The sequence below is a fragment of the Brevibacterium linens ATCC 9172 genome (genome assembly GCF_900169165.1).
In the GTDB taxonomy this organism is placed as follows: Bacteria; Actinomycetota; Actinomycetes; order Actinomycetales; family Brevibacteriaceae; genus Brevibacterium; species Brevibacterium linens.
The window spans coordinates 55,997-82,384 of sequence record NZ_FXYY01000002.1 but is presented as its reverse complement, the minus strand read 5'-3'; the positions used below and the strand labels follow the sequence as shown (position 1 = coordinate 82,384).

The following is a 26,388-nucleotide window of genomic DNA, read 5'->3' as shown; positions in this document are numbered from 1 at the left end:
CGAAAGCTGCGTCCCCCTTTCTGCCGATTTCGCGAGGTGGAATGAAAGTTGCCGATACGCTCGCGCCTGTATCCGGCACGCATTCTCAACCCAGCACGCGGATCGACTCTCCTGCGATCCAGGCGGCGATGTCCTCGACTGCCTGAGTGAAGAAGATCCGATAGGTGTCTTCGGTGACGTATCCCAGGTGCGGGGTGAGCACGGTGCGCGGTGTGCTGCGCAGGCGATGGTCCACCGGCAGCGGCTCTTCGTCGTGGACGTCGAGTCCGGCACCCCGGATCCCACCGGCCTCCAGCACGGCGATGAGTGCGTCGGTGTCGACGAGTCCGGCGCGCGAGGTGTTGACGAGGACGCTGCCCGGCTTCATCGTCTCAAGTTCGGCGGTTCCCACGAGTCCTCGACTGCGGTCGCTGAGCTTGTAGTGGATCGTCACCACGTCCGCCGTGGAGAACAGTTCGTCCTTGCTCACCGCGCGCACGCCCAGGGCATCTGCCCGTTCCGCGTCGAGGTTCTGGCTCCACGCCACGACGTCCATGCCGAAGGCAGCGCCGACCCGCGCGACCTTCGTTCCCAGTCGTCCCAGACCGACGACGCCGAGGCGGTGTCCGTCGAGGTCTCCCCCGACGCTCGTCTGCCAGCCTCCGCTGCGGACCGAGGCGTCCTCGGCAGGGATGCTGCGCAGAACAGAGAGGATGAGTCCCCAGGTCAGCTCCGGCGTCGCCGAGGTGGTCGACTCGGTTCCGCAGACCACGATGCCCTGCGGATGCGCCGCCTCCACATCGATGGAGGCATTGACCCGCCCCGTGGTCACGAGCAGCCGCAGATCCGGCAGTCGTGCCAGTCGGCCGGTCGTGAACGCGGTTCTCTCCCGCATCGCCACGACCACCTGGGCGCCGGTGAGCACCTTGACCAGGTCATCGTCGTCGACGATGGGACGGTGGACGAACTCGACCTCGGAGTCGAGACGGGACCAGTCCGCGAAGTCCGCGGCCACCTGCTGATAGTCATCGAGTACGACGATGCGCATGTCATTCCCCTCGGTCTGTCCGCGAGTCCGTGCGACGACTGCGTCGCTCCATCACCATCTGAACAAATCCTCGTGCAGACACGATCAGCGCCCCGCAGCCGAGACCCAGAGCACCAGCCGCAAGCCATGAACTGTAAGTCAGACCCGCGAAGATGAATCCAGCCACCGCAATGAGCCCAACCGGCCATGTCGGCAGATTTCGATGTCCCAGGACATCGCTCACCGCGACCGCGGCAACGGCCCCGATAACCACGATGGCGACATCTATCCAAATCACGAGACTAATCATATCGTCAAATTTTTTAGGATGCCTTGCTGAAATTGTCCAAATGTCGGATACCCTGAATGTAGTACACGTCACATCTGACCACCGTCGACCACAAGGGTTCCACCTGGAATGAAGACTTTCCCCAACCTGAGCAAACGACAAAGGAGTCTCAGTGCTTAGGTTCATGTCCATCCGAGCACTGACCTACCTGATTCTGGCATTCGTCGCCTCCAGCTTCGCCTACCTTCTGGCCGCAGGCCTGATGCATCCCGAAGCAATCCTCTACCCGCCTATCGCGAAGGAACCAGTCCCCCTCGAGACCGCACAGCAGTACTTGGATGCTCGCAACATCAATCCGGATGTGCCGCTGTTCCAGCGGTATGCGAACTGGCTCGGCGGATTGGTCCGCGGTGACCTCGGCGTCACCACAGGCACCAATAAGGCGATGGTCCCGGTCTGGGAAGAGCTGCTCAACCGTGTGCCCATCAGCCTGCGCCTGGTGCTGCTCGGTACGATCATCGGAACCGTTCTCGGCGTCGCCCTCGGAATGGTCTCGGCTGTTCGCCGCCGCTCGATCGACGACCGGGCCTTCACCTTCGGTTCGTTTCTCATCCTGGCCCTGCCGACACCGGTGATCATCCTCATCGTCCAACAGATCAACCAAGGTGTCCTCGACCTCACCGGCTGGGGCCTGCCGGCTATCAACCCCATCAATCCTCTCCTCGAGCCCGGGTCATGGGACGCGATCTCCTATCAGATCAAGGCTCTGGTGATGCCGACGATCGTTCTCACCGCAACTGCCGCAGCTTCGTATTCCAGATATATGAAAGTCACGGCCCTTGACGTGCTCGGCAGTGACTATCTGAGAACGGCTCGCGCGAAAGGGCTTCGCCGCGGCCAAGCGATGACACGCCACGGTCTGCGCATGGCTCTGATCCCCATGGGACAGTACTTCGCGTTTGCAGTCGGGGCGGCTTTCGCCGGCTCGCTGTTCGTTGAGCTCATGTTCAACTGGCAAGGCATCGGCCGCTTCGCCATTTCCTCGATTTCGCTGGCCGACGTGAACGGAACGGTGGGAGTTGTGCTCTACACAGCCGTACTGACCCTGCTGTCAGCAACCCTTGCAGATTTCCTGCAGGGCGTCCTCGATCCCCGTGTGAGGTGAGAGCATTGAGTAAAGATAGTTCAGGAGTCTGGAACACGACGCTCGACACACCCGATCCGACACATGTGCCAGATCCGGACCGGACCGACGAGAATGTTCACGTGCCGGCACCCCTCGGACGGGCGGCTCTCATCCGACGCAGGTTCTTCCGCAGCTCGGGTGCCTGGATCGGACTGACGACTTTCGTGCTGCTGATACTCGTCGCGATCTTCGCGCCGATGATCTACCAGTACGGGCCGTTCGAACGCGATCTCGCGAATTCACTGACCGGACCGACGCAGTACCATTGGTTCGGAGTCAACGAAAACGGACTCGACATCTTCGCCCGGACCATGCAGGGACTGAGAATCTCGCTGGTCATCGGTATCGGCACCGCCATCCTCACCTCGCTCCTCGCAATACTCGTCGGCACCGTTGCCGGCTACGTCAGCAGCAAAGGAAAATGGGGCGCGATTGCCGACGGGTTCCTCGTCAACCTGACGAACCTCTTCCTCGTCGTCCCCGCGCTTCTGCTGATGATGCTCTTCAGCCCGGCGCTCCAGCAGGCATCGTGGCTGTGGATGATCCCGCTGCTGTCTCTGTTCGCCTGGATGCTCACCGCTCGTGTCCTGCGCGCCATGACCCAGCAGCTGGTCAGGACCGAATACGTCGAAGCCGCCAAGTTCATGGGAGTCAATCCTGTCGTCAACATCCTGCGTCACATCATTCCCAATATCGCCAGCTGGATCATCATCGACACGACGCTCGGCGTCAGTGCTGCGATCCTCGGCGAAACCGGTCTGTCGTTCATCGGCTTCGGCATTCAGTACCCGCAGGTCTCGCTGGGAACCGTGCTCCAGGACTACAACATCTCAGCTCCGTACACCTGGATCCCGCCCGCAATGGTGCTCGCGGCGCTCGTCATCTCCATCAACATGATGGGCGAGGCGCTGCGAGACGCCCTCGACCCGACCAGCGATTCCAGCAGACTCTGAGGCCGATGACAATGACTGACACTGTGCTCACAGTGAACGATCTGAGCGTATCGTTCCCGTCCGAAACCAACACCGTTCATGCGGTCCAGAACCTGTCCTACGAGGTCAGGAAGGGCGAGGCCCTGGCGATCGTCGGGGAATCCGGTTCGGGCAAATCCGTCAGTTCGCTGGCCGTGATGGGGCTGCTGCCGGCCAACGCGAGCGTCTCTGGTCGCATCGACCTGCTCGGCCGCAACATGTTCGAGCTCAATGACAGACAACTGTCCACCCTCCGCGGAAACACGGTTTCGATGGTGTTCCAGGACCCGTTGTCGGCTTTGACTCCCGTCTACGAAGTCGGTCGACAGATCTCCGAGGTCGTTCGGATCCATCATCCCGAGGTATCACAAGCCAAGGCTGATGCGCGCTCGGTCGAACTCCTCGACTCAGTCGGCATCCCGGATCCGAGCAGGCGCGCCAAACAGTATCCGCACGAGTTCTCCGGCGGAATGCGGCAACGAGCCATGATCGCCATGGCGATCGCCAATGAACCCGAACTCATCATCGCCGACGAACCGACAACCGCCCTGGACGTCACTATCCAGGCGCAGGTGATGGACCTGCTCAAGTCGGCACAGGAAATGCTTGGTGCCGCCACCGTTCTCATCACGCATGACATGGGCGTGGTGGCCGGGTTCGCCGAGCGCGTCTTGGTCATGAAGGAATCGCGGATGGTTGAGGAAGGGGATGTCGAGGAGATCTTCTACAGCCCCAGGGAGAAGTACACCCGAGATCTCTTGGCCGCAGTGCCGCGTATCGATCTCGACGATCCGAGCGAATCGAAGAGCATCGCGGGTTCGGCGATGGCCAAAGTTGCTGAGGTCTCCGAGACCCTCCTCCCTCGGGAGAAGCGTCCCGTCGTCCTCGAGGTGACCGACCTCGAACGCATCTTCCCTATCACCAAGGGTGCGCTCATCCGTAAGAAGATCGGCGAGCAACGGGCCGTAGACGGCATTTCGTTCGACATCCGTGAAGGCGAATGCCTTGCTCTGGTCGGTGAATCCGGATCGGGTAAGACCACTACCCTGCTGGAGATCATGCAGCTGCGCAAGCCGCAGAAGGGCGCGATCAGGATCAACGGCAAAGACACTTCTTCGCTCACTCGCGCAGACCGAGCGACGATGCGCAGCGACGTGACGGTAGTGTTCCAAGACCCGATGGCTGCACTGGATCCGAGGATGCCGATCAGCGACATCCTCAAGGAGCCGATGCAGGTTCAGGGGTACAGCAAGGAACGTATGAATGAGCGGGTCGATTGGCTGCTGACGACCGTCGGCCTCACGCCCGAACATGCTTCTCGGTATCCGGCACAGTTCTCCGGCGGTCAGCGACAGCGTGTGGGGGTGGCTCGCGCACTGGCCTGCGAGCCGAAACTCATCGTTCTCGACGAGCCGACCAGCGCCCTGGACGTCACTGTTCAGGCCGGAGTGCTGAAGATGCTTGCCGACCTCAGGTCCCGATTGGGCGTGAGCTTCCTATTCGTCTCCCACGATCTGTCGGTCGTCCGTCACATCTCCGACCGCATCGCGGTGATGAAGTCCGGAAAGCTGGTCGAAATAGGAGACACCGCAAACGTCTTCGACGACCCGCGGCACGAGTACAGCCGCGAGCTGCTTGCTGCAGTTCCGATCCCTGATCCGGCCAAGGCCCGGGCTCGCCGCAGCACCACGATCGATGCCGAGGCGTTCTCCGGTTTTGGTGAGTCCCGATGACGAGAGAACTCATCGCTCTTGCCGGCTGTCACTCGCCCCCGGCCGTTCGACTGCGCGCCCGAAGAACCGTAAAGGAGCATCCACCAAGCAACGTCTCAAGAGCTTGACCACCATGTGAGTTCGTGGTGAGGACACCACCGGCTCAGCTTCTCAGCCCCGCACCGGCCGAATACCGTCGCAAGGCGGCGGCCTCGAAATCAAAGGAGATGCAGAAAATGATTCTCAGAAAGAAGTTCACCTGCGGAGTTGCCGCCATGGCAATCGCGGGTCTCGCGCTGGCAGGGTGTTCTCAAGCACCCGAAGGCGGCGGCAAGGACGGCGATGACAAAGCGCTCGACGCCAGCGCCAATGAGATCAATGCGAAAGACCGCGGTGAGGTCGGCGACGGAGGCGACCTGCGACTGACGAACAATGCGTTCCCCGCGAATTGGAACATCCTCAATCTCGACGGGTACGAGACCAATACCAACGACATGATGGATATGATCTATCCCGATCTATACAGCTACACGGCCGATGGCGAGGTCGTCCCGAACAAAAATTACACGAAGCGTCTCGACGTGGTCTCTGAGGATCCACTCGTCGTTGAGATCGAACTCAACGAGGGGATGAAGTGGTCGGACGGCACTCCGATTGACTACAAGTCCATTGAAAATGTCTTCAAGACGATGGACGGGTCGAAAAAGGACTACAACATCGTGTCCTCCGAGGGCTATGACCAGGTCAAGAAGATCGAGAAAGGCGACAACGACCTCACTGCCAAGGTGACGTTCAAAGAACCTTACGCGGACTGGAAGGGGCTGGCCGACGTTGCCCCCGACTCGCTCGTCAAGGATGCAAAGACCTTCAACGATGCGTGGGTCGATGGTCCGAAGGTCACTGCGGGACCCTACAAGGTCAAGAAGATCGATTCGAAGAACAAGACCGTCCAGATGGAGCCCGACGACAACTGGTGGGGAGACAAGGCTCCCCTGGATTCTGTCCTCATCACCACGATCGAAGATCCTTCGGCAGCGGCCTCCAGCTTCCAGAACGGACAGCTCGATGCCATTGAGACCACGGTTCCTGCCCAATACTCCGTCGTCAAGCCGATGATCGACAATGGTGCTGAACTGCGCCGCGCATCAGCACCAGACTGGAGCCACATCACTCTCAACGGTGAAAAGGGCGGACCGTTGGCTGACGAGACTCTGCGCCAGGCTGTCTTCAAGACTCTCGACCGTGAAGAGATCTTCCTTTCGGTCAACTCGACGATGCCTTACCCGAAGGACACCGAGCAGCTCAACAACCGCATGCTCATGACCAATCAGAACGGGTACAAGGACACCTCTGACGGTCGCGCCGATGCTGACGCGGGCGCCGCAAAGAAGATGCTCGAAGACGCCGGCTACGAGTACGACGACTCGGGCAAGGCGATGAAGGACGGCGAGCCGATCACACTCGAATACGTCTACAACGACGGTTCGAAGACGAACGAAGCAGTCCTGCCCGTTGTCCAGGAGAACCTCAAGGAGATCGGTGTCACAGTCAAGGAGCACAAGGTTCCGCCGACGGATCTCTTCGCCAAGTACATCGATCCCGGCAAGTACGATATGACGCTGTTCGGGTACTCAGGCAACCCGTTCCTCTCCAGCGGCGACTCGATCTGGAAGACCAATGGCGGCCAGAACTTCAGCAACATCGGTGATAAGGAAGTCGACAAGCTACTCAACAAGGCAGCGACTTCCACCGATGAAGACGAGCGAGCAGATCTGATGAATCAGGCAGACGATAAGCTTTGGGACGTCGCCGGCGTCATCCCGCTGTGGCAGTCCTACGACTTCTTCGTCGTCAACCCCGACCTCGCCAACTACGGCGCCTTCGGCTTCGAAAGCCCCGACTGGACGAAGATCGGATACGTCAAGGGATCTGACAAACTCAAGTGATCCTCAGGTGATTCTCGTCTGAGTGGCTGGGGCCGCTGCCGACAGGCAGCGGCCCCAGTTGCTTCCTCCGTTCCCTCTCCCTGCTTCGGCAGTGCCAACGGAAAACGCACAGAAGCGCCGAGGTGGCGCAGACGAATCGTCTGCGCCACCTCGGCGCTGGTGTTGGTTCTGCCGCGGACGACGGTCAGCGGCTGATCAGGACATGCTCAGAAGCAGACCGCGCCCTTCGACGCCGACTGCACGAGCTTTGCGTACTTGCCGAGCACACCGGTGAGGCGGTGGTTCTCGGGCAGCGTCCAGGACTTGCGACGCTCGGCCAGCACCTCTTCGTCGACGTGGAGCTCGATCGAGCGAGCCGCGATGTCGACGGTGATCTTGTCGCCGTCCTCGACGAGCGCGATCGGACCGCCGTCGACCGCCTCGGGGCCGATGTGGCCGATGCACAGACCTGTCGAACCGCCGGAGAAGCGACCGTCGGTGAGCAGCAGGACGTCCTTGCCGATGCCCGCGCCCTTGATGGCGCCGGTGATCGCGAGCATCTCACGCATTCCGGGTCCGCCCTTGGGGCCTTCGTAGCGGATGACGACGACGTCGCCCTTCTTCAGCTCGCCGTTGAGCACGGCGTCCATCGCCGGCTGCTCCTGGTCGAAGACGCGAGCGGTGCCTTCGAAGACGTCGGCGTCGAAACCGGCGGACTTCACGACGGCACCTTCGGGGGCCAGCGATCCCTGCAGCACGGTCAGGCCGCCGGTGGCGTGGATCGGATTGCTCAGCGCACGCAGGATCTTCCCGTCGGGGTCCGGCGGGTTGATCGACTCGAGGTTCTCGGCCACGGTCTTGCCGGTCACGGTCAGGCAGTCTCCGTTGAGCAGACCCGCGTCGAGGAGGGCTTTCATGATCACGGGCACGCCGCCGATCTTGAAGACGTCGTTCATCACATACTGGCCGAAGGGCTTGACGTTGCCCAGGTGCGGGACCTTGTCGCCGATGCGGTTGAAGTCGTCGAGCTCCAGCGTCACTCCGGCCTCGTGCGCGATGGCCAGCAGGTGGAGAACCGCGTTCGTGGAACCGCCGAAGGCCATGACCACGGCGATCGCATTGTGGAGCGATTCGCGGGTGATGATGTCCTTCGCGGTGATGCCCTGCCGCAGCAGGTTGACGACCGCCTCGCCGGACTTGCGGGCGAACATCGTGCGGTTGCGGTGGATGGCCGGCGGAGCGGCCGAACCCGGCAGCGACATGCCCATCGCCTCGGCGGCCGAGGCCATCGTGTTCGCGGTGTACATTCCGCCGCACGCGCCCTCGCCGGGGCAGACGGCGCGTTCGATGGCGTCGACGTCCTTCTGGGACATGGTGCCCGCGCGGCAGGCGCCGACTGCCTCGAAGGCGTCGATGAGGGTGACTTCCTTCTCCGAGCCGTCCTCCATCTTCGCGGTGCCGGGCATGATCGAACCGTTGTAGAGGAAGACGCTCGACAGTCCCAGGCGGGCGGAGGCCATGAGCATTCCGGGGATCGACTTGTCGCAGCCGGCCATGAGCACGGAGCCGTCGAGTCGTTCGGCGCTCATCACGGTCTCGACGGAGTCGGTGATGACCTCACGTGAGACCAGCGAGTAGTGCATGCCTTCGTGGCCCATCGAGATTCCGTCCGAGACGGAGATGGTGCCGAATTCCAGCGGGAAGCCACCGGCCTCGTGGACGCCCTCTTTGGCGGCCGAACCGAGACGCTGCAGCGACATGTTGCAGGGGGTGATCTCGTTCCACGAGGTCGCGATCGCAACCTGCGGCTTCACCCAGTCGTCGTCGCCCATGCCGACGGCGCGAAGCATTCCACGCGCGGCGGTGGCTTCGAGACCGTCAGTGACATCGCGAGAACGGGGTTTGATGTCGGGAGTGGTGGTGTCTGTATCGATGCTCATGCAGGCATGCTACGCCCGATTTCAGCATCCGCATGCCGGACTCTCGCATGGTGGAACCTCTCGTGGGCACCATGCGGGAGTCCGGCGGCACTGCGGTGTTCGGGGCCCGCTTAGGTCAGGTTGGCGTGACCTATTGACCGCGCTTCAGGCCTGCTGTGCGCGACAGCTCCGGCTTTCTGTTGACCGCGCTTCAGGCCTTGATGAGATTGACCGGCTGCTCTCCGTCGTTGATCCGCCTGACCTGCGCGGCGAGGATCTTCACGACCCGTGGTTCGAACGCCGAGGTGTCTCCTCCGACGTGGGGTGTGATGAGGGTGTTCGGGGTGCCCCACAGCGCGTGGTTGCGCGGCAGCGGCTCCGGGTCGGTGACGTCGAGTGCGGCATGGAGTCGTCCGGTGGCAAGCTCTGCCACGAGCGCGTCCGTATCGACGACCTTGCCGCGGGCGACGTTGACGATGAGCGCATTGTCGGGAAGCAGGCTGAGGAACTCCGCGTCGACGAGGTGGTGCGTCCCTTCGTTGAGCGGGGTGATGAGCACGACCACCTCGGTGTGGGGCAGAAGCCTCGGCAGCTCGTCGACGCCGTGGATCTTCCCGCGCTCGTCCTCACGCGCGGTCGAGGCGACGCGGGTGAGCTGGACCTCGAAGGAGTCGAAGCGGTCGGCGATGGCCGAGCCGATCTCACCGACGCCGATGATCATCACGCGTCGGTCCTGCAGCGAACGGTAGCGGTGGTGCTCCCACACCCGCGAGACCTGCGAGCGCACGGCGTCGTCGATTCCGCGCAGACTGGCCAGGGTCAGCGCCAGTGCGAGCTCGGCGGTGCCTCCCGTATGCACGCCGGAGGCGGTCGCGACCTGGATTCCACGCTCGGGCAGGTGGGCGACGGGGTCGTATCCGGTCGTCTGCGTGATGACCATACGCAGATTGGGCAGCTCGTCGAGCAGTTCGATCGTCGGCCCGGAATTCAGATACGGCAGGATCACGACGTCGACGTCGTCACGGCTGAGCTTGGCCGACCGTTCGGCGTCGGAGAAGACGACGAGGTCGACATTAGCGCGTTGGTGAGCCGGGATCTGAGCGATCACACGATTGCGGAGCTCGGAGTTCGGGAAGGCGATTGTGGTGATGGACATGCCCTCATTGTGGCACGCAGTCTCAGACCATGCCGAGACGTTCGTCACTCTGAGATGACCGGCCTCAGCCCTCGGGCAGTGCCCACCTCACCCCTCGACCGACACCTGTCTCAGTTCGCCGGCAGCGCTTTCCCGATCCGAGTGAAGACGGCTTCGATCACCTCGAGCTCGGCGTCACTGACATGGTCGAAGAATACCTCGTCGACATAGCTCTTGTGCTGGGAGCCGGCGGACAGGAAGGCCCGCGCTCCCGCCTCGGTCAGCGCCACATTGTGAGCACGCCCATCCCCGGGGCACTGAGTCTTCGTCACCAGTCCCGCCTCGACGAGGACCTTGATCCGATAGTTCAGCCGCGAGGGTGAGAAGACGAGCTTCTTCGCCAGGGCGCTCATCGTCAGCGTCCGCTGAGGCGCCTCCCACAGCAGGAGCAGAGTGTTGTAGTCGCTGACGTCGAGCCCCGCATCGTCCTTGAGCTGGGCCTCGAGAGCCTGACGCAGGCGCTGCGATGTCTCGAAATAGGTCCGCCACGCGTTCTGCGCCAGCGCCTCCCTCCCGAGTCCGAATCTGATCTCCGTCATCTCAGCCCTCGAGCAGCTGTGCGAACGGAGTGACGTTCGCGGGGTCGAATTCGTCGACGAATCCGCGATTCGCCGAGGCATCCGGGGCCGCACCCGCCCCTGCACGTGCGCGCGGATCGGGGTCGGCCACCTCGGCGAGGTCGTCGCTTCCGGCCCCGCTGATCGCTGCGGTCAGGGACACGAGCTCCTCCCCCGCCTGGCGAATCCGGGCGGTCAGCGCCCGGCCGCCTGCGACGGTTCCCCAGTCGTCGGTCGCGGCGAAGACCGTCGTGGGCACGACGATGCCCTTGAGGTAGGACAGCATCGGCCGCAGCACGGCGTCCCCGGCCAGGGAATGCCGGGCGGTGCCGCCGGTGGAGGCGATGAGCACGGGCTTGCGGCTCAGCGCCTTGTCGTCGATGAGCTGCCAGAACAGGGTGTGCAGACCGACAGGAGCGGCCTTGTACACCGGCGCGACCGTGACGACGGCGTCGGCCGCGGCGATGGTCGCGAAGGCCGTCTCCAGCGCTTCGGAGCGGAACCCGGTCAGGGTCATGTCCGTGAGCGCGGTGGCGAGGCTGCGGACGTTGATGACGTCCGTGGTCACGTCGCTGCCCACCGATTCCCCCGCCGAGGCGGCGGATGCCAGGATCCGGTTCGTGAGCTTGAGTGTGGTCGAGTCCTCGCTGAGCGAGGTGGTCACGGCCACGATATTCATCGTCTTCGTGCTCATCAGCGGTCGGCTCCTTCCCGTGTCGCATCCTGGGCGTCGTTCCCGGCGGACTCGGCGGCGCGTGCCTGGCGGTCCTCGAAGGCACGTGATCCTTCTCCGCCGCCGGGGATCGGATCCCGGCCTTCGCGGTGGCGGATGACCAGCGACTCGTGCGTCGGGGCATCGGGGACATCGGCCGGGCGGCCCTTCGCGAACTCCTCGCGGAGGACGGGGATGACCTCTTCGCCGAGCAGGTCGAGCTGTTCGAGCACCGTCTTCTGCGGCAGTCCCGCATGGTCGATGAGGAAGAGCTGACGCTGGTAGTCGCCGGCCCAGTCGCGGAAGCTCAGGGTGCGCTCGATGACCTGCTGGGGTGACCCGACGGTCAGCGGAGTCTGCGTCGAGAAGTCCTCGAGGCTGGGTCCGTGGCCGTAGACCGGGGCATTGTCGAAGTAGGGTCGGAACTCGCGGACGGCGTCCTGGGAGTTCTTGCGCATGAACACCTGACCGCCGAGGCCGACGATCGCCTGGCTGGCCGTGCCGTGGCCGTAGTACTCGAAGCGCTGGCGGTAGAGCTGAACCATCCGGGCGGTGTGCGAGGTCGGCCAGAAGATGTTGTTGTGGAAGAACCCGTCGCCGTAGTAGGCGGCCTGTTCGGCGATCTCGGGGCTGCGGATCGAACCGTGCCACACGAACGGCGGAACCTCGTCCAGTGGGGTCGGGGTGACGGTGAAGCCGTTGAGAGGAGTGCGGAACTTGCCTTCCCAGTCGAGGTTCTTCTCACGCCACAGACGGTAGAGCAGGTTGTAGTTCTCGACCGCCAGCGGGATGCCGGCACGGATGTCCTTGCCGAACCACGGGTAGACGGGACCGGTGTTGCCGCGGCCCATGATCAGGCTGATGCGACCGTCGGAGAGGTGCTGCGCGTAGGAGTAGTCCTCGGCGATGCGCACGGGATCGGTCGTGGTGATGAGCGTCGTCGCCGTGGAGAGTTCGAGTGTCTGCGTCTGTGCGGCGATGTTGGACAGCAGGATCGGCGGATTCGCCGGTGCCACGAAGGGCGGGTTGTGGTGCTGACCGGTGGCGAAGACGTCGAGTCCGACTTCCTCGGCCTTCTTGGCGATCTCGACGGTGTTCTTGATCCGCTGGTGTTCGCTGACGGTGGTGCCGTCAGTGGGGTCGGTGGTGACATCGCCGATTGTGAAGATTCCGAATTCCATGGCGCCTCCTGCGTCTGGGCTCCTGCGGCTTGAGCGGCCGCCCCGCTGAATGAACTCACTTCAATTTTGAAGTAACTAGTTGAAAGCTTAACAGACGTGGTCTCAGAAGTATTCCCGACCCCTGGGCGGTCACCTGAGTGCATCGCGAGTCCATGACCGCAAACGGTCGATTGTCGGGTCGATCCCCGGTGGTTCCAGCCCGGTTCTCACCGTGGAACGACCCGACAAAGCACGACAAGCGGCTCCCGCCCGTAGGCAGGAGCCGCTTTTGAGACCCGGAGGCAGGAGCCGCCGCCAGTCCGGCAGCAGGAGCCGCCTCAGATCCAGAGCGCGGGGTCCTCGAGGACGAAATCCGGGTGTTTCACCGAACCGTCATCCGCAGATGCCTTCGCCGAGGCGGCGCCGACCTTCTTCTTCGGGCGCACAGTCGCGGGAATGCCCACGGCACTCGAGTCGGCCGCCACGTCCTTGACGACGACGGCATTGGCTCCGACCGCGGAGTTGTCGCCGACGACGACCGGGCCGAGGATCTTCGCCCCGGCGCCGACGAGCACGTGGTTGCCGATCGTCGGGTGGCGCTTCGTCTGTGCCATCGATGTGCCGCCGAGGGTCACCTGGTGATAGAGCATGACGTCGTCGCCGATCTCCGAGGTCTCGCCGATGACGACGCCGTTGGCGTGGTCGATGAAGAAGCGACGCCCGATCTGCGCCCCCGGGTGGATCTCCACACCGGTCAGCGTCCGCACCAGCTGGGACATCAGTCGCGCGGGCACCTTTCCAGCATCGTGCTGCCACAGGCGGTGGAGTCCGCGGTGGGCCCAGATGGCATGCATCCCCGGGTAGGACACCAATGAGACGAAATCATTGCGCGCCGCCGGATCTCGCCGCTTCACCGTCTCAAGGTCTTCTTTGAGCGTCTCGCGCACACCGGGTCGGCTCAGCCCATAGGCTGCCGCACCGGCGGCCGCCGCGGCCGCTGTCCACAGTGCCTTCATCGTTGACTCCCCCTGCTCATTCGTCTTGGTCTGTCTCGTGCAAGTCGGATCCGGGCGGAAGAATTCCCGCAGCGGTCCGACATCGGACTCTGCAGACAGCGAGGGCGCCAAACCGAAGTCTGACGCCCTCACGCTGATCACTCGATGTCAGTCGAGGTATTCGGAGAACAGCGGTGTCGACAGGTAGCGCTCACCGAAGTCGGGGAGGATGACGACGATGCGCTTGCCGGCGTTCTCCGGGCGTGCGCCGACAGCCTCGGCCGCCGCCAGGGCAGCACCGGAGGAGATGCCGACGAGCAGGCCCTCTTCGAGAGCGACGGCGCGAGCCCGCTCGAAGGCGTCGTCGTTGTCAACATCGACGACTTCGTCGTAGATATCGGTGTTGAGCACCTTGGGCACGAAGTTCGCGCCGAGGCCCTGGATCGCGTGCGGTCCGGCCGTGCCCTCGGTCAGCAGCGGCGAAGCGGCGGGCTCGACAGCGACGATCTTCACATCCGGGTTGGCCTCACGCAGCGCGGCCCCCGCACCGGTGATGGTCCCGCCCGTGCCGATGCCGGAGACGAAGATGTCGACCTTGCCATCGGTGTCGGCGAGGATCTCTGGACCGGTGGTGGCCTTGTGGATCTCGGCATTGGCCTGGTTCTCGAACTGGCGCACGAGGACGGCGCCGTCGGAAGCAAGCTCTTCGGCCTTGGCGACCGCACCCTTCATGCCGTCGGCCTTGTCGGTGAGGACGAGTTCGGCACCGAAGGCGCGCAGCAGGGCGCGACGTTCCTTCGACATCGACTCGGGCATCGTCAGCTTGACCTTGTAACCGCGGGAGGTGCCGACCATCGCCAGAGCGATGCCGGTGTTGCCGGAGGTGGCTTCGACGATCGTTCCGCCGGGCTGCAGTTCGCCGGACTTCTCAGCCGCGTCGATCATCGCCACACCGATGCGATCCTTGACGGAGTTGCCCGGGTTGTACGATTCGAGCTTCGCAACGATTTCGGCGCCGGAGCGTTCACTGGCCTTGTTGACGCGGATCAGCGGAGTACGGCCGACCAGATCGGAGACGTTGTTGAAGATGGTCAAAGTAAGTCCTTTCACGCTTCTGTGTGCACCCGCCGTCACAGGCCTCTCACCACTCGGCAGAGCTGTTCCGGCAAGCGTTGAGCGACAGCTTTCATCTCGTGGTCCGAGACGGCTTGCCCTCATCATAACCACGCCGACCCTGAACGTGTTCCCAGATATGTTGCTCAACAATCTGTGTTCGCTGGCGGCGAAACTATATGACGTTCCGTATCACAGGCTGGGAGCGGTCGCATATCTATCCATCTGCCGCAGGTCCGAATCGGAACAACCGCTGAGCAATCGGTGGACATGATCACCGAGGCGGTTCTCCCTGACGCTCATGCCCGACCATGGTCGTCAGGCTGAGGCTGAGACGGTCTGCGGTGACCGATACGATTATCCTCATGGCTATTCATCCCATTGTCGTCTACGGCGAGCCCGTTCTGCATCGTCGTGCCGAGAAGATCGTCGAGTTCGACGAGGACCTTGCCGAACTCGTCGCAGACATGCACGAGACACTCGATGCCAGCAACGGTGTCGGACTGGCCGCACCGCAGATCGGCGTCGGCAAGTCCATCTTCGTGTACAACGCCGATGACGACTATGGTGTGCGTCGTCGCGGCACCTTCGTCAATCCCGTGCTCATTGCCTCGAAGGTTCCCGACACCCGTCCCGATCCCGACGATGAGACCGAAGGGTGCCTGTCGGTGCCGAGTCTCGATTTCCCCCTCAAACGTGCCGACAGGGTCACCGTCAACGGCTTGGATGAGAAAGGCGAACCGGTGACCCTGAGCGCTGACGGGTGGTTCGCGCGCATCATGCAGCACGAATACGACCACCTGCAGGGAACCCTCTATGTCGACCGCCTCGATAAGCGCTGGTCGAAGAAGTGGAAGAAGGCCCAGGAAGCGCATGGCTACAACCAGCCGGGCCTGTCATGGATGCCGGGAGTCGACCCCGACCCCTTCGGTCACTGAACCAGAGCCGAGCCTAAGCCTCGAGTTCGTCCACGGATTTCTGAGCTGCGGCCAACCGGGTGTCGAAGTCGTCGAAATCATCGGCAGTCTGGTCGAGTTCGGCAACGAGTCCGGAGATGATCGACGACTGCGAGTCCGCGTCGATGCGCAGCTCCCTGAACTGCCAATCAGCGGAATCGTCGGCGGCGGTGCGAGACAGCACGTCGAGCACCCGATCACCGAGCTCGCGGGAGCGTTCGGAGTTGTGCAGCAGCATGAGCTGCTGATCGAGTTGGAGGAGGCGTTCGTAGTAGTCGTGCATCGACTCCACGCGGCGTGCCATGGACGAGAACGCGACGGCCAGCTTCGACAGATAGGTCTCCACCGACTTCGCGGTCCCCGCATCACGGATGCCCTCGATCTCCTCGCGGAGGCTGACGAGTTCCTGCAGCCGCACGCCGATGGAGGCCACGGCATGGTCGAGGTCGACGCGGGAGACGTGGTCTTTGAGTATCGGATGGGTCCAGGCGCGGGTGCGCACGATCTTGCGGGCGATCGTGACCGCGAGATGGAACAGACGCTGCTCGTCGGTGTCGCGGCCTTCCTTGCGCCCGGGCAGATAGCCGAGACTGGACGGGGTCACCCACTGGGCGGCGGCAACCTTGCGTCGGTTCTTCCGGCTCAGACGCTTCGGATCACGGAAGTATTTGGGGCCGGTGACGGCCGCGAAGATTCCGGTCCCCAGGGCGGTGGCCGCACCCATCCCGCCGAAGGTCAGTGCGGCATCGGCGAATCCCGAGACCAGAGCCAGTCCTCCAGGAGCCGCGAATCCCGCGGTCACGGCGGTGCCGGCAGCGGTGCCGCCCTTGAACAGGACGCTGGAGCGGAAGAAGTTCCGGCTCATCCCACCGGTGAGCATGATCGCGCTCGGGGCACCGGCCGTGTAGCGGTATCCGCGGGCACTCCAGGCGCGCAGCACCGCCTCGTTGACGCTGTCGGGCACGAGCACCCGGTAGATCGGCGCGGACTTCCCGCATTCGCTCTTCCACAGCGATTTCCACTCAGACACCGCTTCACCTCCACGCGTGTGGGTCACGCTCTTGGCCCTGTCCTGGCGGGCCATCGGCTGCGGGGAATGCGAACAGCCACACCCTCCGCTGTGCTCGGGAACCCGGTCGGCTCCCTTGGACGCACAGTCTAGAGGGTGTGGCTGGATCAATCCTGAGTCTTGCTCGACACTGTCAGGCGCCGGCGTCGACCAGGATCAGTTCGGACCTGTGCTCAGCCGCCCAACTTGGCGAGGATGAGCTCCTTGGCCTTCCCGGCATCGGCCTGCCCGCGGGTGGCCTTCATGATCGGGCCCATGAGCGCACCGATGGCCTGCATCTTTCCGCCCTTGATCTTCTCGACCACATCGGGGTTGGCAGCGATGGCCTCCTCGACGGCGGCTTCGAGTGCCCCGGTGTCCTCGACGATCTCGAGATCGCGGGCGGCCATCACCTCGGCGGGATCACCCTCGCCGGCGGCGACTCCAGCCAACACGTCCTTGGCCAGTTTGTCGTTGAGTTTGCCTTGGCCGATGAGGTCGACGAGTCCTGCCACCTGAGCGGGGGTGACGATCTCGGTGGGGTGCTTGTCCTCCTGGTTGGCCAGGCGGGCGACCTCACCGGTCCACCACTTGCGTGCATTCGCGGGCTTCGCACCGGCGGTGACGGTGTCCTCGATGGCTTCGAGGAGTCCGGCGTTGACGATGTCGCGCATCTCGAGGTCGGAGAACTTCCATTCCCCGAGGAGGCGGCGACGCTTCTGCGCCGGCAGCTCGGGCAGGCTCGCCCGCAGCTGATCGACCCATTCGCGGGACGGCTGCAGCGGCACGAGGTCGGGCTCGGGGAAGTAGCGGTAGTCGTCGGCGTCGGACTTCGGACGTCCCGAGGAGGTCTCGCCGGTCTCCTCGTGGAAGTGACGGGTCTCCTGGACGATCTTCTCCCCCGCCTCGAGGAGGGTCGCCTGACGGGCGATCTCGAAGCGCACGGCACGTTCGATCGAACGGAAGGAGTTGACGTTCTTCGTCTCCGTGCGGGTGCCCAGCGGTGCGTCGGGGCTCTCCCGCAGGGAGACGTTGACGTCGGCGCGGACGTTGCCCTGTTCCATGCGGGCTTCGGAGACGTCGAGGGCGCGGAAGATGTCCCTCAGCGTGCGCACATAGGCGGCGGCCACCTCGGCGGCTCGCTCCCCTGTCCCGGTGATCGGGTGGGTGACGATCTCCACGAGCGGAACACCGGCGCGGTTGTAGTCGACGAGGGAGTGGTCGGCACCCTGGATGCGGCCGGTAGCCCCTCCGACGTGGGTGTTCTTGCCGGCGTCTTCCTCCATGTGGGCGCGCTCGACGGGGACGGTGACGATGGTGCCGTCCTCGAGCTCGACCTCGACCTGGCCCTCGGCCGCGATGGGCTCATCGGACTGGCTGGTCTGGAAGTCCTTGGGCACGTCCGGGTAGAAGTAGTTCTTGCGCGCGAACCGGCAGGTCTCGGCGATCTCGCAGCCGAGTGCCAGACCGATCTTGATCGCGTACTCGACGCCCTTCTCGTTGACCACGGGCAGGGACCCGGGCAGGCCCAGCGAGGTGGGGGTCACATTCGTGTTCGGTCCCCCGCCGAAGGTGTTGGGTGCGGCGTCGAACATCTTGGTCGCGGTGCCGAGCTCGACGTGGACCTCGATGCCGATGACCGGATCGTATTTCTTGATCGCGTCTTCGTATTTCACTTGGCGTTCAGTCCTTCCGCGAGAGTGTCGAGCACGCGTCCGCCGGCGGATTCGAGTGCGGCTTCCAAGGGGCCGGCCACCTCGTAGAGTTTGACGTCCTCACGGGCCGGAGCCAGGACCTGGAAGCCGACGGGCAGACCATCGGCCAGGCCTGCCGGCAGGGACAGGCCGGGGATGCCGGCGAGGTTCGCCGGGATCGTCGCGACGTCGCCGAGGTAGAGGGCCATCGGGTCGGCGGCCTTCTCCGCGCCGAACTTCAGTGCGGTCGTCGGGGCGGTCGGGGACACGAGGACGTCTGCCGCAGCGAAGGCCTTGGCGAAGTCGTTCTGGACCAGGGTGCGGATCTTCTGCGCCGAACCGTAGTAGGCGTCGAAGTATCCGGCCGACAGGGCGTAGGTGCCGAGGATGATGCGGCGCTTGACCTCATCACCGAAGCCGTACGAGCGAGTCGCCGACATGACGGTCTCGGCGGTGACGGGACCGGACTCGGGTTCGACGCGCAGGCCGTAGCGCATGCCGTCGTAGCGGGCGAGGTTCGACGACACCTCGGAGGGCATGATGAGGTAGTAGGCGTCGAGGGCGTAGGAGATCGACGGGCAGTCGACCTCGACGATCTCGGCACCTGCGGCGGCCGCGGTTTCCAGCGCTGCGGTGAACGCGGTGCGGACTCCGTCCTGGTACCCCTCACCGGCCAGCTGCTTGATGACGCCGAGCTTCTTGCCCTTGAGCTCGCTGGTCTGGGCGGCGGTCAGGAATCCGCCGACCTCGTCGGGCAGCGACGTCGAATCGAGCGGATCGTGTCCGGCCAACAGTTCGTGCAGGGCTGCGGCGTCGGCGACGTTGCGGCCCATCGGTCCGACCTGGTCGAGGCTCGAGGCCATGGCGATGATGCCGAAGCGCGAGATCGACCCGTAGGTCGGTTTGACGCCGACGGTGCCGGTGAACGCGGCGGGCTGGCGGACGGATCCGCCGGTGTCGGTACCCACGGACAGCGGGGCCTGGAAACCGGCCAGTGCTGCGGCCGCGCCGCCCGACGAACCGCCGGGCACGTGGTCGAGGTTCCAGGGGTTGCGGGTGTTGCCGAAGGCCGAGTGCTCGGTCGTCGATCCCATGGCGAATTCGTCGAGGTTGGTCTTGCCGAGCACCGGCAGACCGGCAGCCTTGACCAAGGTGTGCACCGTCGATTCGTAGGGCGGAACCCAGTTCTCGAGCATCTTCGACCCGGCGGTCGTACGCGTACCTTCGGTGACGACGAGGTCTTTCAGCGCCACCGGAACACCGGCCAGGGCATGGAGGTCCTCACCGGCGGAACGCTTGGCGTCGACGGTCTTCGCTGTCTCCAGGGCGAGTTCGTCGGTGACGGTGATGAAGGAGTTGAAGTCATCCTCGGTGGAGGCGATGCGGTCGAGGTGAGCCTGCGTGACGTCGACGGAGGAGAACTCGCCGGATTTCAGTCCTGCGGCGAGTTCGAGGGCGCTTTTGTTCGTCAGTGCGGTCATCTCATTCCTCCCCGAGGATCTGCGGGACGAGGAACTTGTCGTCCTCGGCGGCCGGGGCGGAGGCCAGTGCCTGTTCGCTGGTCAGCGTCTCGCCCACGACGTCGGGGCGCATGACGTTCGTCAGCGGGATGGGGTGGCTGGTTGCGGGCACATCGTCGCCGGCCACTTCGTTGACCCTGGCGACGTTTCCCAGAATTGTGCTGAGATCACCGGCGAGCGATTTCAGCTCGTCCTCGCTCATGGCGATCCGAGACAGTGAAGCCAGATGCTCCACCTGTTCGGGGGTGATTGCGGAAGACTCCGTCATTCCCTGCCTTTCATCGTCGTTTTCACTCGCCCCCAGTCTAGTCTCTCCGCGGGGCGCCCTCCCGAAGTCCCGCTGTGACCTTCCCCCATTGCTACCTGACGGCGGCCCAGCAACCTCGCGCGAGGTTGCTGGGCCGCCGTCAGGTAGCAATTATCAGGCGGAGAGGCGTTCGGGCCAGGTGCGGGTGCCGTGGATGTATCCGGCCATGTCGGCCACGACGCGGTCGGCGTCGGCCTGAGTGAACTCTCCGGCAGAGACTCCGGACTGCAGGTCGGCGGCGAGATCGGTGATGCGGGACCGGGCGTCGGCCGCGGTGGCCGCGACGAGGTCGGTGCCGGTCGACAGTGAGCCGGACGACAGGGCACCGGCCGCCGAATCGTCGACGATGGTGCCTTCGATGACCTCACGACCGTCCGTCGAGATGGCGTCGAATGCAGTCGTCGACTCCTCGGTACGCCCGGTGGCCGGGGCCGCCGAAGTGCGCATGGACGTCAGGGTCGGCTGCGCACTGCGTTTGGTGCTGTTCGGTCCCGGCCCCAGAACCAGGTCGGCCAGGCCCGCCGTCACGGGAACCGCGGTCAGGGCCGCGGCGACGACCACGCAGGTACCGGCAAGGACTTTGGGGATCCATCTCATGTCCCACACTCTTCCACTCGAAGCTGTCTCTGAGCTTGACTGAGTCTGAACCCCGACTTCGAGTTCGGTCACGAACGAATCACAGCCGCACCATGGAAACTCCAGGACCCGCGAAGTATTCCCTCAGTCGAGGCTGCCGGTCTCCAGCAGAACCCTGAACTGGTCCTCGTCGAGGACGGGCACGCCCAGCGACTCCGCCTTCTCCAACTTCGACCCGGCATTCTCACCGGCGACGACATAGTCGGTCTTCTTCGAGACCGATCCCGCCGCCTTGCCGCCGGCGCCGAGGATCGCCTCTTTGATGCCATCGCGGGTGAACGAGCTCAGCGATCCGGTCGCCACGATCGTCAGCCCTTCGAGGGTCTGCGCGGCGGCCTCGACTTCGTCGTCTTCCATCCGCACCCCGGCTGCCGCCCAAGTGTCGACGATCTCGTTGTGCCAGTCGATCTCGAACCAATCGCGGATGCTCTGTGCGATCGTCGGACCGATGCCCTCGACGGCCGACAGCTCTTCGAGGCTGGCCTCACGGATGGCCTCAAGGGTGCGGAACTTCGCGGCCAGGGTCCGTGCCGCGGTCGGTCCGACGTGGCGGATCGACAAAGCGACGAGCACCCGCCACAGTTCTTGATCTTTTGCCTTCTCCAATTCGTCGAAGAGCTTCTTCGTGTTCGCGCTCTGAGCGCTCGGCTTCTTCGCGGTTCCACGGGTGAAGAAGTAGGGCACAAGTTCTCGTTCGCCGGTCTCCACACCCTTGGACTTCTTGTTTCGCCAGATCTTGACATCGCGCAGATCATCGGGAGTGAGGTCGAAGAGGAAGGCCTCCGAGGTCAGCGGAGGTGTATCCGGTTCGGCCGGTGCCGTCAGCGCCAGCGCGGCCTCCTCGCCGAGGGCTTCGATGTCGAAGGCCGCACGGGAGGCGAGGTAGAAGATGCGATTGGCCAGCTGCGCGGGACACGACCGTGAGTTCGGGCACCGCAGGTCCTTGTCGCCTTCCTTCTGCTCGCCGAGCTCGGTCCCACAGGACGGGCAGTGGGTGGGCATGACGAATTCGTGTTCGGATCCGTCCCGCAGGGCCGCGACCGGGCCGAGCACCTCGGGGATGACGTCGCCGGCCTTGCGCAGGGTGACGGTGTCGCCGATGAGCACACCCTTGCGCTTGACCTCGTATCCGTTGTGCAGGGTCGCCCGCTCGACGGTCGATCCGGCCACGGTCACCGGTTCCATCACGGCGAATGGGGTCACTCGCCCGGTCCGACCCACCTGCACCTGGATGTCGATGAGCTTCGTCGTGACCTCCTCGGGCGGGTATTTGAATGCGGTCGCCCACCTCGGTGCGCGAGAGGTGTAGCCCATCGCCTCCTGCACGGCGATATTGTCGATCTTGATGACGATCCCGTCGATCTCGTGGGTGACGTCGTGACGGTGTTCGCCGTAGTAGGCGATGAAGTCTTCGATCTCATCGACGGTGTCGAGAACCTTGAAATAGTCGCTGATCGGCAGACCCCACGACCGGAACTGTTCGTAGACCTCGGACTGGTGGGCAGGCTCGGGATGCGAATCGTCGGCCGGCGTCCACACGGCGATTCCGTGGACGAGCATGTGCAGGGGCCGACGCGCCGTGACGGCCGGGTCCTTCTGCCGCAGCGAACCGGCCGCGGAGTTCCGCGGATTCGCGAAGGGGGCTTTGCCCTCGGCAACAAGCGAGGCATTGAGTTCGGCGAAGTCCTCGACGGGGAAGAACACCTCACCGCGGATCTCCACCTCGGCCGGCGGGTGCTCGGTATCGAGGTGGTGCGGGATATCGGAGATCGTGCGCACGTTCGCGGTGATGTCCTCACCGATGCGTCCGTCGCCGCGGGTCGCCGCCCGCACGAGTTCGCCGTTCCGGTAGAGCAGGTTGACGGCGAGACCGTCGATCTTGAGTTCGCACAGGAACTTCGACTTCACCGAGGTGGCCGACCGTACCCGCTCGTACCAGGCTCGCAGTTCGTCGTAGTCGAAGACGTTGTCCAGGCTGTACATCGGACCGATGTGTTCGACCGGGTCGAAGGTCGAGGTATCGACGACGCCGCCGACTGTCTGCGTCGGCGAGGAGTCGGTGACGAGTTCGGGGAACTGCGCCTCGAGGTCTTCGAGACGATGGACGAGTTCGTCGTATTCCGCATCGGAGACGAGCAGGGAGTCCTGATAGTAGGCGGCCCGCAGCTCCTCGATCTTCTCGGTCAGCTGGGCATGAGCCTGAGCGCGAGCGGTCGCGTCGGTGAGGTCGACGCCCTGCAGGTCGAGTGTGGTCGAATCCGAGGTCTGGTGCTCGGGCGTCGATGAGTCGGCGTTCTCCGGTGTCGTGGTCATTCGATCTCCTCAAGAGCCCGCCGCAGACCGGCGGCGATGGTCATGGTTCCCCGATTGTGCTCGGGCCCGAGCCCCTGCTGGTCCTCCAGCAGCGGCGGGAAGGTCAGCGGCAGTTCGGGTCCGGCGATGATCCCGAATTCGCGCAGACTCGTGACCCCCATGCCGATGCGCGACCACGGGGTGCGGATCCGCTCGCACCAGTGATTGACCGCGTCCGATCGCCCACCGGCCTCGGTCGGCAGGTGGATCCAGGTGCCGAGCCCCGCCTCGGCGAGGATCGCCAGCTGCTCCCAGCTGTGTGGTCTCAGGCTAACCAACGGCACTGACACGGAACGGGCGCCGCTGCGGCGGACCGCCTCGGCGGCGGGGATCTCCTTGCCCTGCAGGCGCAAGGGCTCGAGGTCCGGCAGGGCGAGCACGGTGGGCGGGAGGTGGCGCAGTGTGGATTCGAGCGCCGCCCACACCTGGGTTTCGCTGATGGCGGGCAGGCTCGCCCACCCGGACACGCTCGGCCAGGTGCCGGTGAGCACCGGGGTCAGGCGTGATTCGACGAGGCGGACGGTCGGGTGCATGCCCAAGCCCGCGATGCGATCGGTGAAGGCTGCGATGCCGAAGGCGTAGGCCTGAACGACATCACGGCGGGCGCCGTGGTCGCCGAGGACGCGGGCGCCGGAGCTCAGGCTCAGCGCGGTCACGAGCGTCCACGGTCCCGGCAGGCTGATCTGGACCTGCCCGGGCCGGGACCCACCGTATTCGGCGATCGCGTCAAAGGCTTCAATGAGGGCGGAGTCCTCGAGCCGTTCGTCTTTGCCCGCCGAGGCGGTCAGCCGCCACCCGTAGGATGTGCGGTCGACGTGGAGTTCGGTGAGCAGGCCGACGGCGCGGCCGATGGCGTCGGCGCCCCACCGGTCCTCGGACCGGTCAGCGGTCAGGGGCACCGGCGGAAGCTGGTCGGCGAGGATGTCGAAGCCGGCGGCCGCGGCCTCTCGAACCGGGCTGGTCGCAATATAGCCACGACGCGGATCACGGGCTCCGGGCAGCCAGATTCCCGTGGTCGTGGCGGCGGGCAGAACTCGGTCAGCCATGCTGGTGGGCGCGGGGGATTCCGAAGACGTCGACATAGAATCCGAACTCGCTTTCCAGGGAATCGATGATGGTTTCGGCGCGGACGAAGCCGTGGGATTCGCCCTTGTACAGACGGTAAATGTACTCCACTCCGGCCAGTTGAAGTGTATCGACGAACTCCTGGGCCTGTGAGGGCGGGACGATCGGGTCACGGTCGCCTTGCATCACGGCCACGGGCACGGTGATATCGCTGGTCCGGCGGATCGGCGAACGGGCGATGTATTCGTCCTGGGCGGCGGGCCAGGGGCCGACGAGCCCGTCGATGTAGTGGGATTCGAAGTCGTGGGTGTCGACGACGAAGCGCATGAGGTCGGTGACTCCGAAATACGAGGTGCCGCAGGCGAACACGTTCGTCGAGGCCAGGGCGGACAGCACAGTCCACCCGCCCGATGAGGCTCCGGAGATCGCGATGCGGTTCGGGTCGGCGAGTCCGGCTGCGACGAGCCCGTTGACGGCGGCGACGGTGTCCTCGACGTCGACGACTCCCCATCCGCCGCGCAGCCGGTCACGCCAGGCGCGGCCGAATCCGGTCGACCCGCCGTAGTTGACCTCGAGGACGCCGATGCCCTGGGAGGTGAAGAAGCTCGTGCGGGCCGTCATCTCCGGGGTCGCCTGTCCCGTCGGTCCGCCGTGGATCGAGACCACGAAGGGAGGGTGTTCGTCATCGGGGGCGGCGAAGCGGGGATTGTGGGGAGGATGGATGACGACGGGCACTCCCCCGAGTTCGCCGACGCTCGGGCGGGAATAGTAGCCCTGGTGGGTGTCGAGGCGTTCGCTGGCGATCTCCGTGAACAGTCCGGTCACCCGGTCGACGGCGTAGAGGACTCCGGGTCGCCTCGTCGACTTCGCGGTCAGAAGCAGGTGAGTGCGTCCGAGGTCGAGGAGTTCGATCGTGCCGAACGTCTCCCCCGTCGTATCGATGGTCTCCCAGGGCGGGGAGGAAGGACTCAGCGTTGTGGAGGAAGGGGGCAGCCGGCGGCGCACGAGTGTCGCGGTCGCCGCCTGCGAATGGGCCCACACCTCATCTCCGTCGTTGAGGTGCCACCGGGTGCCCAGCTGCCAGAGGGCCCCGCCGATCTCCTCGCCGGTGTCGATGACCGATCTCAGCCGGTCGAATCCGATTCTTTCGGGCGCCGGCGCCTGACGGTCGTCGGTGACGAGGGGACGCACGGCGACGGGATCGATGTCGAGGCCGTACAGCGACCAGTGCCCTTCATGGTCGGAGATGAGGTGGAGGGACGAATCCGACGTGAACTCCGCCTGGAGCAGCGAGATTCCCGGGTCGGTCGGACTCGGCAATCCCGGGTCGGATGTGCGCGGGCGTTCGATCCCGTCGCCGCTGAGCACGGCGACCGCAGGGGTGGCCGGGGTGCGGACATCGACGAGCCACAGCGTGGTTCCGTCCCAGGGCATGTTCGGGTGCTCCCAGCCGATGAATGCCAGGGTGCTGCCGTCGGGTGAGAGCCTGGGCCAGGCCATGAAATGCGAGTGGGTCGAGAGCACATTCGTCGTCCCGTGCTTGGTCAGCAGCACGATGGCGCGTTCACGACGGGTGGACCGACAGTCCTCGCGCACACAAAGCAGCCCCCACGGACTCATGTGCAGATCCCCGTAGCGGATCCGCCCCGAGGTGTCTGGGGTCAGCGCGTGCGGGGCTCGCCCGGGAATGATCTGCCAGACGCGCTGATCAGCGGCGTTGACGAAGTAGATGACCTCGCTGCTCTGGTCGAGAGCCCACGAGGCTCCCCCGTATTCGTGGACGGCGGAGCGGATGTTGAACCCGGTCGGAATGACCTGCTCGCGCTCTCCCGGACGTGACAGCGACGTGCGGACGAGTCCGGTGCGGGCCTTCTCTGCGGGAATCTTCGTCGAGTAGAAGATCTCGTCCCCGCGGAAAGCGGCATCGAAGATCGGAGCGGCACCGGCAGCCACCTCGGCGGCACCCAGAGGTGACGACCAGGTTCCATAAGGCGCCGTGACGACATCTTGGGGACTTTCCTTCATGCCCCCAGAGTATCGCCAGTGGCCGACATCGGGCCCGAACCCCTC

Annotated in this window: 21 protein-coding genes; 5 read left to right on the top strand and 16 right to left on the bottom strand. The window is 64.6% G+C overall.

What is annotated here, in order from left to right; genetic code table 11:
• Positions 1-85: 85 nt before the first annotated feature.
• Entirely contained in the window at positions 86-1,027 is a 942-nt protein-coding gene (locus BLIN9172_RS01920) for a D-2-hydroxyacid dehydrogenase family protein (protein WP_101553617.1), read from the bottom strand.
• A gap of 452 nt (positions 1,028-1,479) precedes the next feature.
• Here BLIN9172_RS01920 and BLIN9172_RS01910 point away from each other — a divergent pair, with 452 nt between their 5' ends.
• The 4 genes from BLIN9172_RS01910 to BLIN9172_RS01895 all read left to right on the top strand — a co-directional run bounded on the left by BLIN9172_RS01910 (position 1,480) and on the right by BLIN9172_RS01895 (position 7,110).
• On the top strand, positions 1,480-2,460 hold the full coding sequence (locus BLIN9172_RS01910; protein ID WP_101553615.1) for an ABC transporter permease: 981 nt from the start codon (positions 1,480-1,482) through the stop codon (positions 2,458-2,460).
• A 101-nt stretch (positions 2,461-2,561) separates the two neighbouring features.
• A complete protein-coding gene (locus BLIN9172_RS01905) occupies positions 2,562-3,434 on the top strand; it encodes an ABC transporter permease (RefSeq protein ID WP_240811917.1) in 873 nt (290 codons plus the stop codon).
• 5 nt (positions 3,435-3,439) lie between these two features.
• The gene (locus BLIN9172_RS01900) at positions 3,440-5,185 is read left to right on the top strand and encodes an ABC transporter ATP-binding protein (RefSeq protein WP_240811916.1); all 1,746 of its coding nucleotides are present in this window, start codon (positions 3,440-3,442) and stop codon (positions 5,183-5,185) included.
• 215 nt (positions 5,186-5,400) lie between these two features.
• Positions 5,401-7,110: an ABC transporter family substrate-binding protein gene (locus BLIN9172_RS01895; protein WP_101553612.1), complete on the top strand. Its 1,710-nt coding sequence runs from the start codon at positions 5,401-5,403 to the stop codon at positions 7,108-7,110.
• A gap of 206 nt (positions 7,111-7,316) precedes the next feature.
• Here the strand turns inward: BLIN9172_RS01895 and ilvD are convergent, their stop codons facing one another.
• From ilvD to cysK, 7 genes are all read right to left on the bottom strand, one after another.
• On the bottom strand, positions 7,317-9,029 hold the full coding sequence (gene ilvD, locus BLIN9172_RS01890; RefSeq protein ID WP_101553611.1) for a dihydroxy-acid dehydratase: 1,713 nt from the start codon (positions 9,027-9,029) through the stop codon (positions 7,317-7,319).
• 190 nt (positions 9,030-9,219) lie between these two features.
• Positions 9,220-10,164, bottom strand: a complete 945-nt coding sequence (locus BLIN9172_RS01885) for a 2-hydroxyacid dehydrogenase (RefSeq protein ID WP_101553610.1) — start codon at positions 10,162-10,164, stop codon at positions 9,220-9,222.
• A 110-nt stretch (positions 10,165-10,274) separates the two neighbouring features.
• The gene (locus BLIN9172_RS01880; RefSeq protein WP_101553609.1) at positions 10,275-10,742 is read right to left on the bottom strand and encodes a MarR family winged helix-turn-helix transcriptional regulator; all 468 of its coding nucleotides are present in this window, start codon (positions 10,740-10,742) and stop codon (positions 10,275-10,277) included.
• Between the two features lies 1 nt (position 10,743).
• A complete protein-coding gene (locus tag BLIN9172_RS01875; RefSeq protein WP_240811915.1) occupies positions 10,744-11,454 on the bottom strand; it encodes an NAD(P)H-dependent oxidoreductase in 711 nt (236 codons plus the stop codon).
• Complete coding sequence (locus tag BLIN9172_RS01870; protein WP_101553608.1) at positions 11,454-12,653, bottom strand: LLM class flavin-dependent oxidoreductase; 1,200 nt, start codon at positions 12,651-12,653, stop codon at positions 11,454-11,456. The genes BLIN9172_RS01875 and BLIN9172_RS01870 overlap by 1 nt, the downstream gene beginning before the upstream one ends.
• A 317-nt stretch (positions 12,654-12,970) precedes the next feature.
• On the bottom strand, positions 12,971-13,648 hold the full coding sequence (gene epsC, locus BLIN9172_RS01865) for a serine O-acetyltransferase EpsC (protein WP_240811914.1): 678 nt from the start codon (positions 13,646-13,648) through the stop codon (positions 12,971-12,973).
• Positions 13,649-13,795: 147 nt separating this feature from the next.
• A complete protein-coding gene (gene cysK / locus BLIN9172_RS01860; protein WP_101553607.1) occupies positions 13,796-14,722 on the bottom strand; it encodes a cysteine synthase A in 927 nt (308 codons plus the stop codon).
• A gap of 383 nt (positions 14,723-15,105) precedes the next feature.
• Here cysK and def point away from each other — a divergent pair, with 383 nt between their 5' ends.
• A complete protein-coding gene (def, locus tag BLIN9172_RS01855; protein ID WP_206516209.1) occupies positions 15,106-15,678 on the top strand; it encodes a peptide deformylase in 573 nt (190 codons plus the stop codon).
• A gap of 13 nt (positions 15,679-15,691) precedes the next feature.
• Here the strand turns inward: def and BLIN9172_RS01850 are convergent, their stop codons facing one another.
• The 8 genes from BLIN9172_RS01850 to BLIN9172_RS01815 all read right to left on the bottom strand — a co-directional run bounded on the left by BLIN9172_RS01850 (position 15,692) and on the right by BLIN9172_RS01815 (position 26,343).
• On the bottom strand, positions 15,692-16,726 hold the full coding sequence (locus tag BLIN9172_RS01850) for a hypothetical protein (RefSeq protein ID WP_240811913.1): 1,035 nt from the start codon (positions 16,724-16,726) through the stop codon (positions 15,692-15,694).
• A gap of 212 nt (positions 16,727-16,938) precedes the next feature.
• Complete coding sequence (gatB, locus tag BLIN9172_RS01845; protein WP_101553605.1) at positions 16,939-18,420, bottom strand: Asp-tRNA(Asn)/Glu-tRNA(Gln) amidotransferase subunit GatB; 1,482 nt, start codon at positions 18,418-18,420, stop codon at positions 16,939-16,941.
• Entirely contained in the window at positions 18,417-19,919 is a 1,503-nt protein-coding gene (gene gatA / locus BLIN9172_RS01840; RefSeq protein ID WP_101553604.1) for an Asp-tRNA(Asn)/Glu-tRNA(Gln) amidotransferase subunit GatA, read from the bottom strand. The genes gatB and gatA overlap by 4 nt, the downstream gene beginning before the upstream one ends.
• A gap of 1 nt (position 19,920) precedes the next feature.
• The gene (gene gatC / locus BLIN9172_RS01835; protein ID WP_039211078.1) at positions 19,921-20,226 is read right to left on the bottom strand and encodes an Asp-tRNA(Asn)/Glu-tRNA(Gln) amidotransferase subunit GatC; all 306 of its coding nucleotides are present in this window, start codon (positions 20,224-20,226) and stop codon (positions 19,921-19,923) included.
• A gap of 153 nt (positions 20,227-20,379) precedes the next feature.
• Positions 20,380-20,862, bottom strand: a complete 483-nt coding sequence (locus BLIN9172_RS01830; protein WP_145997912.1) for a hypothetical protein — start codon at positions 20,860-20,862, stop codon at positions 20,380-20,382.
• A gap of 123 nt (positions 20,863-20,985) precedes the next feature.
• Entirely contained in the window at positions 20,986-23,214 is a 2,229-nt protein-coding gene (gene ligA, locus BLIN9172_RS01825) for an NAD-dependent DNA ligase LigA (RefSeq protein ID WP_101553602.1), read from the bottom strand.
• A complete protein-coding gene (locus tag BLIN9172_RS01820; protein ID WP_240811912.1) occupies positions 23,211-24,299 on the bottom strand; it encodes a uroporphyrinogen decarboxylase/cobalamine-independent methonine synthase family protein in 1,089 nt (362 codons plus the stop codon). The genes ligA and BLIN9172_RS01820 overlap by 4 nt, the downstream gene beginning before the upstream one ends.
• A complete protein-coding gene (locus tag BLIN9172_RS01815) occupies positions 24,292-26,343 on the bottom strand; it encodes a S9 family peptidase (RefSeq protein ID WP_101553600.1) in 2,052 nt (683 codons plus the stop codon). The genes BLIN9172_RS01820 and BLIN9172_RS01815 overlap by 8 nt, the downstream gene beginning before the upstream one ends.
• Between the last annotated feature and the right edge of the window lie 45 nt (positions 26,344-26,388).

Excerpts from the sequence above, each read along its gene's own strand:
- BLIN9172_RS01895 (WP_101553612.1), top strand. The coding sequence starts at position 5,401 with ATGATTCTCAGAAAGAAGTTCACCTGCGGAGTTGCCGCCATGGCAATC.
- BLIN9172_RS01880 (WP_101553609.1), bottom strand. The coding sequence starts at position 10,742 with ATGACGGAGATCAGATTCGGACTCGGGAGGGAGGCGCTGGCGCAGAAC.
- BLIN9172_RS01875 (WP_240811915.1), bottom strand. The coding sequence starts at position 11,454 with ATGAGCACGAAGACGATGAATATCGTGGCCGTGACCACCTCGCTCAGC.
- BLIN9172_RS01815 (WP_101553600.1), bottom strand. The coding sequence starts at position 26,343 with ATGAAGGAAAGTCCCCAAGATGTCGTCACGGCGCCTTATGGAACCTGG.
- def (WP_206516209.1), top strand. The coding sequence starts at position 15,106 with ATGGCTATTCATCCCATTGTCGTCTACGGCGAGCCCGTTCTGCATCGT.
- BLIN9172_RS01885 (WP_101553610.1), bottom strand. The coding sequence starts at position 10,164 with ATGTCCATCACCACAATCGCCTTCCCGAACTCCGAGCTCCGCAATCGT.
- BLIN9172_RS01870 (WP_101553608.1), bottom strand. The coding sequence starts at position 12,653 with ATGGAATTCGGAATCTTCACAATCGGCGATGTCACCACCGACCCCACT.
- BLIN9172_RS01830 (WP_145997912.1), bottom strand. The coding sequence starts at position 20,862 with ATGAGATGGATCCCCAAAGTCCTTGCCGGTACCTGCGTGGTCGTCGCC.
- BLIN9172_RS01910 (WP_101553615.1), top strand. The coding sequence starts at position 1,480 with ATGTCCATCCGAGCACTGACCTACCTGATTCTGGCATTCGTCGCCTCC.
- gatC (WP_039211078.1), bottom strand. The coding sequence starts at position 20,226 with ATGACGGAGTCTTCCGCAATCACCCCCGAACAGGTGGAGCATCTGGCT.
- epsC (WP_240811914.1), bottom strand. The coding sequence starts at position 13,648 with ATGAAGGCACTGTGGACAGCGGCCGCGGCGGCCGCCGGTGCGGCAGCC.
- gatA (WP_101553604.1), bottom strand. The coding sequence starts at position 19,919 with ATGACCGCACTGACGAACAAAAGCGCCCTCGAACTCGCCGCAGGACTG.
- BLIN9172_RS01920 (WP_101553617.1), bottom strand. The coding sequence starts at position 1,027 with ATGCGCATCGTCGTACTCGATGACTATCAGCAGGTGGCCGCGGACTTC.
- BLIN9172_RS01900 (WP_240811916.1), top strand. The coding sequence starts at position 3,440 with ATGACAATGACTGACACTGTGCTCACAGTGAACGATCTGAGCGTATCG.
- ilvD (WP_101553611.1), bottom strand. The coding sequence starts at position 9,029 with ATGAGCATCGATACAGACACCACCACTCCCGACATCAAACCCCGTTCT.
- BLIN9172_RS01820 (WP_240811912.1), bottom strand. The coding sequence starts at position 24,299 with ATGGCTGACCGAGTTCTGCCCGCCGCCACGACCACGGGAATCTGGCTG.
- ligA (WP_101553602.1), bottom strand. The coding sequence starts at position 23,214 with ATGACCACGACACCGGAGAACGCCGACTCATCGACGCCCGAGCACCAG.